This is a genomic window from Flagellimonas amphidinii (assembly GCF_013090115.1).
GTDB classification, from domain to species: Bacteria; Bacteroidota; Bacteroidia; order Flavobacteriales; family Flavobacteriaceae; genus Flagellimonas; species Flagellimonas amphidinii.
On the sequence record NZ_JABFNN010000030.1, the window covers coordinates 1 to 16,644 of the forward strand.

Here is a 16,644-nt window from a genome sequence, read left to right on the forward strand (position 1 = left end):
AATCAGCCCATTTTTTTTATAAGTGTGACAATTATTATAACAAAGAATCAGAGGGAGGAATAAATTATAAAGATTCAGGCTTGAATATAGATTGGCAATTACAAGTTGACAAAATAAAAGTATCCAAAAAGGATATGGAACTCCCGGTTTTGACTAATGTAGTTCTTTGATTTAAGCAAAAAAAATGTTCCGGGTGTATTGGATCAAGTCTATTTTCCCGCCTATATTGAAGATATTACAAAATCAAAGATTTAAAGATAAAAGTAAACTAAATTAGAAATTTGTTTAAAAGAAGTAATTTATAATACCCTGTGAACAATGCTTTTTAACTCTTTAGATTTCGCAATATTTTTTTCTATTGTTTTCGTGTTATATTGGCTGGTTTCTGGGAATAGAAGATGGAGAAACATCCTTGTTCTTGTGTCTAGTTATGTTTTTTACGGATGGTGGGATTGGAGATTTTTGTTTTTAATTGCAATAAGTTCTATTGTAGATTTCTTTGTAGGTCAAAGACTATACAACGAAAAGGATGTTAAGATAAGAAAAAGGCTTTTATTAATTAGCCTGATAGTAAACCTTGGCTTTTTGGTGTATTTTAAATATACCAATTTCTTGATAGACACTTTTGTTGATTCGTTTAGATTATTTGGAAAGGAGTTAGAAATTACCACCTTAAAAATTATTCTACCAGTTGGTATTAGTTTTTATACCTTTCAAACCCTCAGCTATACCATTGACATCTATAGACAACAATTGAAGCCAACTAAAGATTGGCTATCTTTTTTTGCCTTTGTTGCTTTCTTTCCACAATTGGTAGCAGGGCCTATTGAAAGGGCATCCCATTTGTTGCCACAGTTTTATAAAACCTATAAGTTTAACTATGAACAAGTAAAGTCTGGACTGTTATTAATGGTTTTTGGGTTATTTAAAAAGATGGTAATTGCGGACAGGGCTGCATTATATGTTAATGAGGTTTATAATAATCCGGGGAGCTACGAAGGGATTGAAACAATTATTGCCACAGTATGTTTTGCGTTTCAAATTTATTGCGATTTTTCAGGATATTCAGATATAGCTATTGGGGCTGCAAGAACCATGGGATTTGATTTGATGAAAAATTTTGACAGTCCATATTTATCTAAGTCGATAACGGAATTTTGGAGAAGGTGGCATATCTCCCTCTCTACATGGTTCAGGGACTATGTTTATATTCCTTTAGGGGGAAGTAGGAAAGGAAAATATAGGACGTATTACAACCTTTTTATCGTTTTTTTAGTAAGTGGTTTATGGCATGGAGCAGCTATGACTTTTGTTATTTGGGGTGTTATCCATGGGGTAATTATAGTTGCCGAGAAAGCTATTTCTAAAAGAAAGGAGAAAGTGTTCAGTCTACTCAAAATCGACAAGCGAACCTTTGCAAACAAACTATTTTTTATGGGTATAACCTTTACTATTGTTTGCTTTGCTTGGGTATTTTTTAGGGCAAACTCATTTGCAGATTCTACAACAATTATCGCGGGCTTTTTCACAAACAATTTCAATGAGCTGTTTGGGGATAATTTATACTTAATTGGATTCAAGGAACACGAATTTTCCCTGTTGGCCCTCTCTATTTTAAGTTTAACCTTACTAGAAAGATTTCATCGAAAACAAAGCATATTATCTATTTTAAACAAACAACCCATTGTTTTTAGGTGGGCCGTTTATCTTAGTATTGCTGTTTTTATCACAATATTTGGCGTTTATGGCAGCGAAGTCCCATCGGAGTTTATTTATTTCCAATTTTAAGCTATGAGAAATAGTTTGTTTGTTCTATTAATAAAAGTAGGGGTATTTGCCGTCGTTATGTTAGGTGTTTTAAAGGGGTTGTCCTTTCTTTTTACTGAGTCAAAAGGGTCGGTTTGGGATGAGTTTTATAGCCATGAAAGGAATACGGTAGATATCTTGGTTTTAGGAAATTCTCATGCAAACGCAGGATTGGATCTAGACATTTTTGATGCGAAAATAAAAGGTAAAATAGCTTCCCTCGCAACTAGGGGGCAAAATATCTACCAAACTTATTATGTGGCATTGGAAGCATATAAATATCAAACCCCAGAAATCCTGATCATTGAGAATTATTTGTTTTATGAAAGATTAACAATGGATGCATTCGTAAATCAGGATCCAACTATCAATGATTACATGAAACGTTATTTGACCTTTGAGGGTAAAAGGTTGGGAGATGTAAAAGTAAAGGAGGCTAGGGCTTTTTTTAAGGGGAGTCTGCTAGAAAATTTGGTTCCAGCGATCAAAAAGCATTCGAGGTGGACAGATATTGCTAAAATACGAGGTAGGTTATATGAAAACAGCAAAAAAGGCAAGCAGCGAGGAACAACTGTTTTAAGCGTTTCCGCTTCAAAAATATATGAAAAACAATCTAAGTTTGACCTTAGCAAATACAATATTTTGCCAGATGAAGAAAAAGCATTGAAAGGAATTATTTCTTTGGCAAAAGAAAAAGGGACCAAAAGAATTGTCCTATTGACCGTCCCTTTCTACAAAAAATATAGAAACAAGATTGATTACAATTCGCTTGATGAACCCTTGAAAAAAATAGCAAAAGACAATGTTGGTTTTGTGGAGTATGTCGATCTGAACACCGTATTTCCAGATTGGGATAGAACATATTTTTCCAATGACCCGGTTGGGTACAATCAACATCTAAATTATAAAGGAGAAATAGTGGCAAGCAATTATATCATAGATAATGTCATAAGCCGGACATTTAACCGACCCCTAAATGTCAAAAAACAGGATTCTTTTGAAAAATACTTTTACAATAATCCTTTAAGGGACAGCGTGATATCCAAGGGTGAATTATTGGGAAATTTGGAAAAGTTAAACAAAGAAAAATTTACAGCCAGTAAAATAGTTAATCAAAAAGACAAGGTTTTTGTTCTAGAAGGTTGGATGGCTTTTAAAGATAAGCAGTCTAGCTTTAAAGAAGAAAAGCTATTAGTATTAAGTAGGAATAGCACATTTACATATTTCAGCAGTCCTAGCCAGATTTCATTTAAAGAAAGAAAAGACGTAACTAAATATTATAATAAGAAAAACAAATTATATCATTACTCTGGATTTACTGTGAAAATAAACAGTGAACAATTGGAAAAAGGAAAATATACAGTATATATGGCTCTACAAAGTGAATCAGGTGAAGTGGCAATTAAAAATACACATAAGATCATAGATGTACAGTGATTCAATTCATATATCCACAAACAAAAGTCTTGAGATAGAACCTTCTCGTTTGTTAAAAATGGCCAAATGAACTCCGAACGTAAGAAAATAGTCGCGGGGTTAAAGTGGTCCAGTGTCCAGCTTTTCGTAGATTCTGGCTTTCGGTTTTTGGTTCAACTTGTTTTGGCCAAAATCTTATTGCCTGAGCAATTTGGCTTAGTGGCCATGTGTTCCATTTTTATTGCTATTGCCAATGCTGCATCAGAACTAGGTATGGGAGCGGCCCTTATTCAGAAAAAAGAAGATAGTATAGCCCAAAGCATGTACCCTACGGCTTTTATATCGGGGATAATATGGGGGGGCTTTTTATTCCTCATAATGAGTTTTTTAATTGGCCCAATAGCAGCATGGTTTTATCAGGAGCCGTTTTTAACTTATCTAATTCCGGCACTTTCTATCTCTGTGATAGTTACCCCTTTGTCATTTATCCATCATGTTATTTTGGTGAGGAAAATGGATTTTAAGTCACTTGCCACAATATTGAACACCTCTGCGGTTCTAGCAGGTGTTGTGGCAATTGTTTCTGCCTTTTTGGGTGCTGGGGTGTGGTCCTTGGTAGTCAATCAGGTGTTAAGTCCGTTGCTGGCCATGTTATTCTATTACTACAAGGTGGGTTGGAAGCCCAAACTTAATTGGAACAGGCAACACTTTAAAGCGATTTTTGGTTTTGGGGCCTATGCCACAGGCACTCGTATATTTAGTACAGTCACTTATAATATTGACAATTTATTGATTGGGAAATTGCTCGGATCATCTCCACTTGGTGCTTATTCATTGGCATTCAATTTAACGGAAACCCTAAGGCAAAGTCTAAGTAAGGTGATCAATAATGTAATGTTCCCAGTATTTGGTAAAAATCAAGACAACATTGAGAAACTAAAAAACTACTTTTTAAACATCATAAAAATCAATGCTATTTTGATTTATCCCGTTATGGGGTTCTTGCTGTTGTTTTCACATGAAATAATATTTTTTATATTCGGCGATAAATGGGAAAATGCGGTTATTCCCATCCAAATACTATCTGTGGCCATGATGATTCATTTAATGATCAATTCATTCACCTCCTTGTTACGGGGCATTGGGAAACCAGAGCTAGAGATGAAAATTATTATGGTACTTACGTTGTTGGTGTTAATTCCTGGACTTGTTGTCGGAATTAAAGTTGCGGGTTTAATAGGTGCTGCCTATGCAATTTTAATTAATAAGTCCGTATTGGTGTTAACGGCTTTAGTAATTTTGAAAAGGGAAATTAATTTAAAAGTCTCACAAGTATTTCGCACAGTGTTGAAACCTGTTTTAGCACTGGTGGTGTCCATAGCGTTGGTTTATCTTTTTAAGGCCAATGTGAATTCAAGTGAAGGGATAATCCCGTTGCTTTTACCAATGGCAATGTATGTGATATGCTATTTAGGGGTTATTTATTATTTGGAGAAAAAAACGATGCAGCGCTTTCTAACAGTAATTAAAAATAAGAATGTCTAAACTTAAGCAGTTGTTAAAACTAGTAGATCAATCCTTATTATGGATTTGGTCCAAGAACACAATTTTGAGCTCATTTTATTACTTTTTTATTTCTGGAAAGTTTAGACGTGAACATCATGCCGTTCTTTCGGGCAGGGCACAATATATCAAGGAAATAAAAGAGGAAAAAGCTCATTTTTACACGCTTGTAAGAAATACACATAGGATAGAAAAAGGATTGCTAATGAAGCCTAGGCGTGATGTTTTTGCCTTGGATTTTATTGGGGAAACCGTGTCTCACTTTCTAGTTTTAAGTAAACTAGATCAGCTATCTAATGAACCTCAAATTCAATGGTCCTATGAGGTATTAAAAGAGTATTTTGAGGTAACCTCTAACCATCCTGTAATTGAAGAACAACGCAAGCTATTTTCGCGCCCCTCCAACACCTTTTTGGAGAGTGCTTCAGGCCAAGAAAGCCTTATTCCCTATGAAAGGAACGAAAAGAAGAAACCAAATATTTCTTTCGAGGATTTTTTGGCTTTAACCCACTATCGGCGATCCGTTAGGTGGTTTTTGGATAAACCCGTGCCCCATAATTTAATCGATAAAGCGCTAATGGCGGCCCGTCAATCCCCAAGTGCCTGTAACCGTCAACCCTTTGAGTATAGAATTATTGATGAAACTGAATTATTGGCCGAGGTAACTAACTTGCCCATGGGCATAAAAGGTTATCAGCACAACATCCCGATGATGGTAGTGGTAGTGGGCAATTTAGACGCTTATTTTAATGAGCGGGATAGACATGTGGTTTACATAGATGCTTCTTTAGCAAATATGGCATTCATGTTGGCCCTAGAAACTTTAGGTCTTAGTTCATGTCCCATCAATTGGCCCGATATTGAAAGCTTAGAAAAAAGAATGGAGAAAGTGCTTAAGTTAAAAAAATTTCAACGCCCCATCATGTGTATGGCCGTCGGCTATCCGGATCCACAAGGTAAAGTGGCATATTCTGAAAAAAGAGCAATAGAAAATTTTAGACAGTACAACTAAATGAAAATACAGATAGACGGTATCGACACTAAAAATAAAGGCGCTGAACTAATGTTGGTTGCAGTACTCGAACAATTGGAAAAAAAGTTCCCAAACAGCGAAGTTTGGCTAAATCACACAGGGGAATTTAACCCAAACTTACTCCCAAGTTTTAATTTGAATTTAAAATTGCCTAACATGCGATGGCTGAGCAAGTGGCCAATAAAAATCTTTAGGCGATTGGGACGACCTTTTCCTATAACACGAGTAACCCGATATCATGTGCGTAAGGATATTGACCTATTGCTTGATGCCGGGGGATTTCAGTTTTCAGACCAATGGAAGCTCACTATGAAACAGGTGAAGGAAAAAGAATCCTATTACAAAAAATTAAAGGGGAATAACGTAAGAATAATACTATTACCCCAAGCATTTGGGCCATTTGAAACCACATACGGAAAGCAGATTGTTACTATTCTAAGCCAGTATACGAATTTGATTTTTGCAAGGGATGAACAATCTTATGAATGCCTTGTCAGTGCCGGCGCCAATGCAACAAAAATTAAAATTTCGTGTGATTTCACCCTTCCAGTAAAGGGAATAATACCCGCGTCCTTTGACTATCTTAAAGGGGCTGTTTGCCTTATTCCCAACCACAAAATGGTTTCTCCTCAAAAAAACAACCATGAACAATATATTGGGCTGTTACTGAACATCATCAACTTTTACGAAAAAAAGGAGCAAACCATTTTTATGCTCAACCATGAAGGATTTCGAGATAAACACCTTTGCAAAGAGGTTAATGAGGCAAGCGAAAAACAAATCCCTATTGTTAGTGGTCTCAATGCACAAGAGGTAAAAGGCGTGATAGGAAATTCCCATACTGTGATTTCATCTCGCTTTCACGGTGTAGTTAGTGCCTTAAGTCAAGGAATTCCATGCTTGGCCACTAGTTGGAGCCATAAGTATGAAATGCTTTTTAAGGATTTTGGGCAGGAAAACAGAATTTTGTCAGAAGCTGTTGTTTGGGATGAGAATAGGAAAAAAATTGAAATTATTGAGCAAAATCATAAATCGATAGCCGAAAATCTCAAAGCTGTTAAAACTCCTTTATTGACGAAAACAGAAAAGATGTGGGAGCTGGCCTTGAATACTAATTTAGAGTCAATTCACTGACATTCGGCTGCTGTGCGTAAATAACCGGATAATTATTCGGATTTTATTAGGCCTTTTGCCTTTTTTAAGAAGGAACGGAAGAAACTAAGCGTGATATCCAGACGCTCCTATATATTGTTTTAGAAATTATAATTTGGGGCAAAAATGAAATTAAGGAACGGTTGCTGGCCAATAATAATATGTCTTATTTAAATGAAAAACGAATTCTAATAAATTTGGTGTCAAGGAATTAAATGAAAGGTCTTCTCTCATATTTGTTTATTGGGCTACTATTGTCCGTTTATTTGGTTGGGGGATTTTTTCAATATTTTTTTGGAATTCCAAGCACGTTGTACTCATTGCTCGTTTTAGGACTGATTTACTTTATTGCTTCATTAACAATTCTTCTTAAGAACGGTAAGCTGGCAAAGTCGAAAATTACGGTGTTTAGTTTTTTTTATCTCAGTTTGGTAATTACAAGTGCCGCTGTTAATGATACGGAACTAACAAAAACGATGCTGTACTTCGTATTTCCCTTGGTACCATTAGGTGTTTTTCTTGCAGTGGACGGGCTCAATAGCCTGGGGATAAAGGTAAAAAAGCTAAGTTCCTCATTTTTTAAAATCCTTATTTTAATTCAATTGCCCATCATTTTAATTCAAAGGTACGCTTATGATTTTTTGATAAAATTCAACTTTTCGAATCAATTTATAGGGGACTATGATTTCATGTTTGGCAGTTTTTTTATAAAAGCAGACCACTCCCTTGGATTTTTTTTATTGATATACCTGCTAGCAACAATATTTCAATATAGAAAGGGAGAAAAAAGAATGCCATGGGTACTTATAGGATACATCTGTGTAACTATTTTGTTGTTAGAATCTAATTTAACGAAACTCTTGTTTTTCTTTGTTCTTACCTATTATGGCGTTATATGGGCGAACAAGAAAATTCGCTATTCCGGAATGTTCGCTATTTTTTTTGTTGGATATATCATGTTGAATTTGGCACTATCCGTACCAAAAATTCAAACTGAACTGTTTTTTTTAAAGAACAAGTATACGGTAATCGAATCTGTAAAGGCCACAGAGAGAGGATATGCAAAAAGACCGCAAATAGTTGTCTCATATATGCAAGAACCTCTGAAAATAGTCGGAGAAGGGCCATATGACTATTTTAATTTATTGACGGGGTTGTTTAAAAAGTCCAAGAATTTCTCCCAATTGATATGGACCTACAATGACCTGGGGATAGTTGGCGTAGCAATAATTATGTTGCTGTTATTTGCTTCAATTAGTTACCTCGGTTTGGATAGGGAATCCAAAATCTTAATAACGTTTATTATGATTTTCTATCTTTTTATGACCAATGTTTTTTATGATATTGGAATGATGCTTTCTTTTTTCGTTATTGCGAATCGAAGGGTTGATTGATTTAATGATGACGAGGACAATACACTTTTTATTTTTGATTTTTTTTATTGGGGCATGCCAGGGAAAAAGGAGCAATCTTGCTACTGAAGTACAATCGGATTCATTTTTGATAAAACTTTCAATTGTAGCGAAGAAAAACGATAGGATTGAAATTTTTTATTTAGATTCAAAAGATAACCAGATAACATTTTCAGAAGAAAAAAAAATAAGTAAAGACGTCGTAGGAAGTGTTGCCGTTCAAACACTTAGCTTTGTGTTGCCAATAGAAGCACTCCCAAATACTTTTAGGATTGATATAGGAAACAATAAAGAACAAGGGGTTGTTTGTATTAAAAAAATTGTTTTTAAGAGCGTACATGGAGAGTTTAGGATTACAGGTAAAGAACTAAAGTGGTTTTTTACCACTAACAAATTTTTAAAACCTAAAGGAAACGGTCAATATGAAGCTGTTGAAATAGATGGTCGTTTAGATCCCTACATGCTTGCTAAAGCTATTTTAAACAAAAAACTGGAAATTGAATTATAGCGTGGATTGCGTATGGCTATATTAATGACAAAACGTGTTTTTGTGAAAAACAAGTTTAATAAGATGTGAAAATGGAGTCAATTGTTTAATGTTAAGATTTGAAAAGCAGGGATATGAAAACCCATATTAAAACCCAATGACTTTTCATGATGAAAATAAAAAATATCTACTTTACTACTTGTCCTATTTTAACGTATGGTTAATACCTAAGAAAGCGCTCTTAATGGAATCACCTGTATTATTTAAAAAGTGGATGCGGATCGAATTCTGAAGGAAATATGGATGCAATTGAACGAAATATGACCGATATACCAATAGCTATTATACCTTTTCATGATTGGCGGAAAATACAACTAGAAGGATTTAGAACTAGGGATGCTCATTTTATTGAAGAGTTTACCAAGCAAAAAGACCGGATAAAAGTAATCATAAACAGACCCACAACCCTAGCTGAGGTATTGGCAAAAAGAAAATTGGGACTTATAAAAGGAAAGAGGATTTTAAAGAAGGGTCCCTTTTCTCTTTATGAAATTGAAACGAATCTCTACCTTATCGACTACTTTTCGAGAGATATCCTTGGGCAGCTTAGTAAAGGATATTCTTGGTTTTTTAATAAATACGCCTCTCAAGGTTACCAACAATTTATTGAAAAAGTTTTTGATTTTTTGCAAATAACAGATGTTTGCCTTCTCAATCAAAACATATTTGCTGCGGGTTTGGTAAGAAAAGTATCTGTGAAACTAAAAGTGTTCGACGCATGGGACAATTTCAACAAGTTCCATGTTTATCATAAAGTAAAAGATAGGATTAAAGAAAGTTATAAAGACTTAAGTGTTACATCGGATTTATGGATTACGAACTCTACAGATAACATGGGGGACTTTTCCAATGATTTTGCTCCAAAAAAAATTGTTTTGGTTAGTAATGGTGTAGATTTAAAGAGGTTTGTTGACGATAAGGACAATTCCAAAATTCCGGATGACTTAAAAGCCATAAAGAGGCCTATTGTGGGTTTTGGAGGCAAAATTTCTCAGTTAATCGATGTTGACCTCCTTAACGAAACTATGGAGGGATCACCTTTTGTTTCCTTCGTTTTTGTTGGGCAGATATTAGACAAAGAAGTATTCAGTAAAATTAAAAAACTCCCCAACTATCATTATTTGGGAGATAAGCATTATGATCAATATCCAAAGTATGTTAAAAACTTTGATGTTTGTATTGTACCTTATGTTGTTGAAAAAAGTAAAAAATCAGGAGCAAATACGATTAAAGTGTATGAGTACCTAGCTACACAAAAGAAAATCATAGGCACCCCTTCAAATGGAATAGAGTATTTATCTGAATATGTTTACATCATAAATAACGCAAACGAATTTATAGCGGAATTAAGGGATACCAAAAACCTCAGACCTAAAATAGTGTTGGATAAATATTCTTGGAAAAGAAAGGTAAATGATTTCTTGACATTGATTGAAAAAGGATAACAACAAAGAGTATTGGTCAAAAAAATTCAAAAATATAGGGACAACATCTCTAATTTAGTGGTTATTGCAATAGCAATAACATTGCCTCTTGAGATAAAATATGGCAATATTATACTAATTGTTGGCTTTGGGTTGTCTCTTTTCTTTCTAAGGAAAAAGGATCTTTCAGGTCATTCCCTTTATCTTTTGGCCTATCCTTTTGTCTTTTTTTTGGTTGCCTTGTTAAGTGGTCTTTTTAGTAAAGACACGGCTGTTGGATTCTCTAGATTGGACAGGCATTTATTACCCTTGTTACTTACTGTAAGCTTAGTGGTGTTTCAAGGTGTTTCCCTAATCAAAGTGTTGAAATATTTTACGATTGTTATGACTTTTACCACGACGGCATTGAACATAAAGGTTATTTATGGTCTGGCTAAAGGTTTGGAATTAAAAGATCTAGTTTTTCATCAATACGCTTCGATCTTCGACCAGCACCCAGTTTACTACGCACTTTTGATTTTGATCGCTGTTTTGTTTCTATTAAGCGGTATTCATGGTTTTGATATCAGGAAAAAAGCGAGCAATATTTTGTTGTTACAACTGATTGTTCTAATAACAGGTATGGTTCTTTGTGCTTCAAAAGCAGTACTAGGCATTTTTGTCGTTTTGGTTTTTGTTGGAATAGTGCTAAGGATAAAAGGAAAAAAGAATAAGTTGATTGCTTTTTTATCAGTGGTCATACTCTCTTTCTGCACATATCACTTGAAATATATCAAAGTACGCTTTTTAGAGGGCACCCAAATAAGAAAGGAAATATTAAGCTTTAGGCCAACTAATGATTTTACGCTCAAAAAAAAATTTAGCTATGCTGAGAAAAAGAATATTCAGGACTTGGAGCTTCGAATCTTATTTTTAAAGATAGCATTATACCATATGTACAAGGATCAAACGTATTTGTTTGGGTATGGAGTTGGGGATTCTCAAAATTATTTAGACTATTATCTGTATTCCTATAATCTGGGACCTAATTGGTATCAAGGATTTAACGTTCACAATCAGTACCTACACATATTGTTTAATTACGGAGTTTTGGTCCTGTTACTTTTTTTGTACTATCTGTTTTTATCATTTAAACAAGGTCTAAAAAATAGAGATTATCTTTATATGGCAATACTGATTGCTTTTTGTTTTACATTCTTGTTTGAGGTTTCTCTTATAAGAAATAAAGGCATAGTTTTGTTTTACTTTTTTAATTTACTTTTTCTCATAAATAGAAATAACCTTGAAAATAGCTATACTAGGAACTAGGGGAATACCGAATTTCCATGGGGGTTTTGAGCAATTTGCAGAGTATTTTTCTGTACACATGGTCGAAAAAGGCCATGAAGTTTATGTTTATAATTCTCACAGTCATCCTTATCAAAAAAAGGAGTTTAATGGAGTGAAAATTTTACATCAAAAAGATCCTGAAAACAAGATTGGAACTTTTGGGCAGTTTATTTATGATTTAAATTGCATTAGACATTCAAGACGACAGAATTTTGACATAATACTTCAATTAGGTTATACTAGTAGCTCGGTTTGGGGGAAATTATTGCCCAAGTCTAGTGTCATAGTTACAAATATGGATGGTTTAGAGTGGAAAAGATCTAAATATTCTAAACCTGTTCGCAAGTTTTTAAAGATTGCAGAAAAACTCGCGATAAATACTAGTGACAATTTAATTTCCGATTCTGTTGGAATTGAAAATTATATCAAAGAAAAATATGGAAAGGATTCTGAGTTTATAGCATATGGGGCCAATTTATTCAGCAAACCAAATGAGTCAATTCTTGAAGAGTATAAATTAAAACCTTATGAATATAATATGTTAATTGCCCGTTTGGAGCCAGAAAACAATATTGAGACAATTTTAAGGGGTGTTGCAATATGCGAAATTAACAAGTCATTTATAGTTATAGGTAAACATAACACCAAATATGGAGAATATCTAAAAACCAAATTTAAGTCAATTGAAAAAATAAAGTTCCTAGGTGGAATTTATAACCAAAGCCATTTGAACAATTTAAGGTATTATTCCAACAGTTACTTTCATGGTCATTCTGTTGGGGGTACGAATCCATCCCTTTTAGAAGCAATGGCATCAAGTTCTTTTATTATTGCGAATGACAATATCTTCAATAAGAGTATTCTGGGTAATGATGCCTTTTATTTTAAAACTAGTAAAGATGTTGCTGAATTACTTCGGCACAATAAGAAAGAATATCTTGACTTTATAAAAGCTAATAAAACAAAAATTGAATCTTTGTATTCTTGGAGAATAATCAATGACAAATACGAAAACTATCTGATTAAATGTTTTGACGAATTGGATAGGAGTAAAGTTTAAGGCTTCAATATGTTTTTTAAACAACATCGTTATTCTAACCTTATTACCCCGATGTCCTATATTATTGATTTGGGGATTATAAACAGTTTTGCTTATTTATTTCCAATCAATTTGTATGAACCATTACTTTTTCACTTATATATCTCTGTTTGTTGGATAGTACTTTCAGTAAAGAATGAGTTTTATCAAGTTCATCGATATTCTAAAGTAATTACCGTATTTAGAAAATCATTTACCCAATTCATTTTCTTTTTCTTAATTCTATATGCATTTATTGGATTTTTCAAACAACCCGAAATGAGTAGGTTGGCTTTGGCGAAATATTATGCATATGTTGGTTTAACGATATTTATTATAAAGATTTTGAATTATATCCTTTTAATGGAATATCGTGAAAGGATAAAAGGAAACTTACGTAATGTAGTCGTCATGGGGAAAAACAAAAAAACGGAACAATTAATAGTTGTTTTTAATGAGCGTAGAGAATTTGGATATAATTTTTTAAAACAATTTTCACTTAAAGATGAAAATTTTAGGCTAAACAGTGCCTTTGATTTTATTACAAAAAACAATGTGGATGAAATATATTGCTCAGTATCCGAACTTAAAAATGAAGAAATAACCCGGGTAATAAATTTTGCCGACAATAATCTTATCACATTAAAGTTCATCCCCGACAACAAAAATATATTCGCAAAAAAGCTAAAATTCGAATATTACGATTACATACCCGTTCTCTCCTTGAGGGATATTCCGCTTCATGATCCTATAAATGCCTTCTTAAAGCGAAGTTTTGACATTATCTTTTCATTTGTTGTTGTTGTTGGCTTACTTTCTTGGCTAACACCTTTACTGGCTATTTTAATAACATTAGAATCAAAAGGTCCAGTCTTTTTTAGACAAACTAGAAATGGAATAGATAATAGAGAATTCTATTGCTATAAATTTCGCTCTATGGCCCCCAATAAAAATGCTGATACTATCCAGGCCACTAAGAACGATATGCGCATTACAAAGGTTGGAAAGTTCATTCGTAGAACAAGTATAGATGAACTCCCACAATTTTATAATGTCCTCTTTGGCACTATGTCCGTAGTAGGGCCAAGGCCCCATATGGTCAAGCACACTAATCAATATGCTTCCAGTGTGGATAAGTATATGGTGCGTCATTTTGTTAAACCTGGAATTACAGGATTAGCGCAAGTCCGAGGCTATCGAGGAGAAATTGAGCAAGAAGCTGATATTTTAAATAGGACAAAGTTTGATATTTTCTATATTGAAAACTGGTCCATGTTTTTAGATTTAAAAATTATTGTCCAAACGATTTTGAACGCTTTCAGAGGAGAGGCAAAGGCATATTGATTTTTTTGAAAATAAAATATCTTTCATATCGTTTAGCTTAGGACAGAATAGTAATTTTATTAAATAAAGATAATTAATGAAAGTAAAGAATATTTGTTGTATCGGCGCAGGATATGTAGGTGGCCCCACTATGGCGGTTATAGCCCAGAAGAGTCCAGATATCAATGTAACAGTTGTTGATATAAACGCCAAAAGGATAGCCGCTTGGAATGATAACGATTTGAGTAAGCTTCCGGTATATGAACCAGGACTTCCTGAAGTTGTTGAAGAAGCACGTGGGAGAAACCTCTTTTTTTCAACCGAGGTGGATAAGGCCATTGATGAAGCTGATATGATTTTCATTTCTGTAAATACTCCCACCAAAACTTATGGAAAAGGAAAAGGCATGGCAGCTGATTTGAAGTATGTAGAACTTTGTGCACGTCAAATTGCGAAGGTGGCCAAGAACGATAAAATTGTGGTGGAAAAATCTACACTTCCAGTTCGCACGGCATCGGCCATTAGAAACATTTTGGATAACACTGGCAATAATGTAAAGTTTCAGGTATTATCCAATCCTGAGTTTTTGGCTGAGGGGACAGCTATTTCTGATTTAGTAAATGCTGACCGTGTGTTAATTGGAGGAGAGGTTTCACCAGAAGGGGAAGACGCCATTAATGCTTTGGTAGAAGTTTATGCCAATTGGATTCCAAAGGAAAGAATTTTGACAACCAATGTATGGTCTTCAGAGTTATCTAAGCTAACCGCGAATGCATTTTTGGCACAACGGGTGTCTTCCATAAATGCGTTGTCTGAACTTTGTGAAAAGACGGGTGCCGATGTAAATGAGGTTGCCAAAGCCATCGGCATGGACAGTAGGATTGGCCCTAAATTTTTAAAAGCCTCTGTAGGTTTTGGAGGGTCTTGTTTTCAGAAAGACATACTAAATCTCGTTTATATAGCTAAAACCTATGGTTTAAATGAAGTTGCTGATTATTGGGAACAAGTCATTCTTATGAACGACCATCAAAAAAATCGTTTTTCCGATAACATTATAAGTACACTTTACAATACGGTTAATGGTAAAAAAATAGCTTTTCTTGGTTGGGCATTTAAAAAAGATACCAACGATACCAGAGAATCAGCGGCAATTTACGTAGCCGATAATTTATTGAGTGAACAGGCGAACATATCTGTTTATGACCCGAAAGTGAAAGAAGAAACTATATATTCTGATTTGGCATATTTAGAGACTCGTTCTGACAAAGAAAACCGTGAATATTTAAAGGTTGAGCCAAGTGCCTATGAAGCTTGTAAAGATGCCCATGCAGTGGCTGTGTTGACTGAATGGGACGAGTTTAAGGACTATGACTGGCAAAGTATTTACGACAATATGCTCAAACCTGCTTTTGTTTTTGATGGAAGAGGAATTTTAGATGGAAAACAATTAGAGGAAATCGGATTTACGTATTATAAAATTGGAGTAGGAGACACAGATTAAATAGTGAAAAAAGCCCTTATTACTGGCGCGGCCGGCTTTCTTGGTTCTCACTTGTGTGATAAATTTATCGCAGAGGGCCACCATGTAATAGCTATGGACAATCTAATAACGGGCGATTTAAAAAATATTGAACACTTGATGAAACTGGAGCAATTCGAGTTTTATCACCATGATGTCACCAAATTTGTTCATGTACCAGGCAAATTAGATTATATCTTGCATTTTGCTTCTCCTGCCAGTCCAATAGATTATCTTAAAATCCCTATTCAGACCCTTAAGGTAGGAGCTTTGGGAACACATAACCTTCTTGGACTGGCGAAAGAAAAAAAAGCTCGATTCATGATTGCCAGTACATCTGAAATTTATGGCGATCCATTGGTTCACCCTCAAAGCGAAGAATATTATGGCAATGTAAACACCATTGGCCCTAGAGGAGTTTATGATGAGGCAAAACGATTCCAAGAATCCATAACCATGGCTTATCATAGATTTCATGGCTTAGACACCAGAATTGTTAGAATATTCAACACGTACGGCCCAAGGATGCGGTTAAATGATGGAAGGGTCATTCCTGCATTTATAGGACAAGCATTACGAGGGGAAGATTTGACTGTTTTTGGTGATGGTTCCCAAACCCGTTCTTTTTGTTATGTAGATGATGAGATTGAGGGAATTTATCGCTTGCTTATGAGTGATTATACATTACCAATGAATATTGGAAACCCTAACGAAATAACGATAAAAGACTTTGCTGAAGAAATTATCAAATTAACGGGAACCGATCAAAAAATAATTTACAAAGATTTACCCAAAGACGACCCAATGAAGCGGCAACCAGATATCTCCAAGGCTAAAGAAATTTTAGGATGGGAACCCAAAGTGGGACGAGAAGAAGGAATGCGTAAAACGTTTGAATATTTTAAAACCCTGAGCAAAGAAGAACTTCAACATACGGAGCATCGTGATTTTTCCCACTTGAATGGCAAATAGATTTCTTAGTATGAATTCCTCAAAATGATGCTTTTCCTGTTTAATTCCATTTGAATTGGGTTATTTTAGC

Annotated in this window: 14 protein-coding genes; all 14 read left to right on the plus strand. The window is 34.5% G+C overall.

Features of this window, described 5'->3' with window-relative positions; all coding sequences use genetic code 11:
- On the plus strand, positions 1-170 hold a 170-nt coding region (locus HJC33_RS06575), incomplete at its 5' end, for a dTDP-4-dehydrorhamnose 3,5-epimerase family protein (protein WP_171658015.1).
- A gap of 418 nt (positions 171-588) precedes the next feature.
- A complete protein-coding gene (locus tag HJC33_RS06580) occupies positions 589-1,788 on the plus strand; it encodes an MBOAT family O-acyltransferase (RefSeq protein ID WP_313777730.1) in 1,200 nt (399 codons plus the stop codon).
- A gap of 3 nt (positions 1,789-1,791) precedes the next feature.
- Positions 1,792-3,243 (plus strand): SGNH/GDSL hydrolase family protein, encoded by a 1,452-nt coding sequence (locus HJC33_RS06585; RefSeq protein WP_171658017.1) that lies wholly within the window; start codon positions 1,792-1,794, stop codon positions 3,241-3,243.
- Between the two features lie 66 nt (positions 3,244-3,309).
- Positions 3,310-4,767, plus strand: a complete 1,458-nt coding sequence (locus tag HJC33_RS06590) for a lipopolysaccharide biosynthesis protein (RefSeq protein ID WP_171658018.1) — start codon at positions 3,310-3,312, stop codon at positions 4,765-4,767.
- A complete protein-coding gene (locus HJC33_RS06595) occupies positions 4,760-5,797 on the plus strand; it encodes a nitroreductase family protein (RefSeq protein WP_171658019.1) in 1,038 nt (345 codons plus the stop codon). The genes HJC33_RS06590 and HJC33_RS06595 overlap by 8 nt, the downstream gene beginning before the upstream one ends.
- Positions 5,798-6,952 carry a polysaccharide pyruvyl transferase family protein gene (locus HJC33_RS06600; RefSeq protein WP_171658020.1) on the plus strand — a complete coding sequence of 385 codons (1,155 nt, stop codon included), beginning with the start codon at positions 5,798-5,800 and terminating at the stop codon, positions 6,950-6,952.
- A 944-nt stretch (positions 6,953-7,896) separates the two neighbouring features.
- A complete protein-coding gene (locus HJC33_RS06605) occupies positions 7,897-8,364 on the plus strand; it encodes a hypothetical protein (protein WP_171658021.1) in 468 nt (155 codons plus the stop codon).
- A gap of 106 nt (positions 8,365-8,470) precedes the next feature.
- Entirely contained in the window at positions 8,471-8,890 is a 420-nt protein-coding gene (locus HJC33_RS06610; protein WP_171658022.1) for a hypothetical protein, read from the plus strand.
- A 299-nt stretch (positions 8,891-9,189) separates the two neighbouring features.
- On the plus strand, positions 9,190-10,374 hold the full coding sequence (locus HJC33_RS06615) for a glycosyltransferase family protein (protein ID WP_171658023.1): 1,185 nt from the start codon (positions 9,190-9,192) through the stop codon (positions 10,372-10,374).
- Between the two features lie 12 nt (positions 10,375-10,386).
- Positions 10,387-11,661 carry an O-antigen ligase family protein gene (locus tag HJC33_RS06620; RefSeq protein WP_171658024.1) on the plus strand — a complete coding sequence of 425 codons (1,275 nt, stop codon included), beginning with the start codon at positions 10,387-10,389 and terminating at the stop codon, positions 11,659-11,661.
- Positions 11,636-12,742, plus strand: coding sequence for a DUF1972 domain-containing protein (locus HJC33_RS06625; protein ID WP_171658025.1), 1,107 nt, complete (start codon positions 11,636-11,638; stop codon positions 12,740-12,742). The genes HJC33_RS06620 and HJC33_RS06625 overlap by 26 nt, the downstream gene beginning before the upstream one ends.
- Before the next feature lie 9 nt (positions 12,743-12,751).
- Positions 12,752-14,104 (plus strand): undecaprenyl-phosphate glucose phosphotransferase, encoded by a 1,353-nt coding sequence (locus HJC33_RS06630; protein WP_171658026.1) that lies wholly within the window; start codon positions 12,752-12,754, stop codon positions 14,102-14,104.
- Positions 14,105-14,180: 76 nt separating this feature from the next.
- The gene (locus tag HJC33_RS06635) at positions 14,181-15,584 is read left to right on the plus strand and encodes a UDP-glucose 6-dehydrogenase (RefSeq protein ID WP_171658027.1); all 1,404 of its coding nucleotides are present in this window, start codon (positions 14,181-14,183) and stop codon (positions 15,582-15,584) included.
- Positions 15,585-15,587: 3 nt separating this feature from the next.
- Complete coding sequence (locus HJC33_RS06640; RefSeq protein WP_171658028.1) at positions 15,588-16,574, plus strand: UDP-glucuronic acid decarboxylase family protein; 987 nt, start codon at positions 15,588-15,590, stop codon at positions 16,572-16,574.
- The last annotated feature ends 70 nt before the right edge of the window (positions 16,575-16,644 follow it).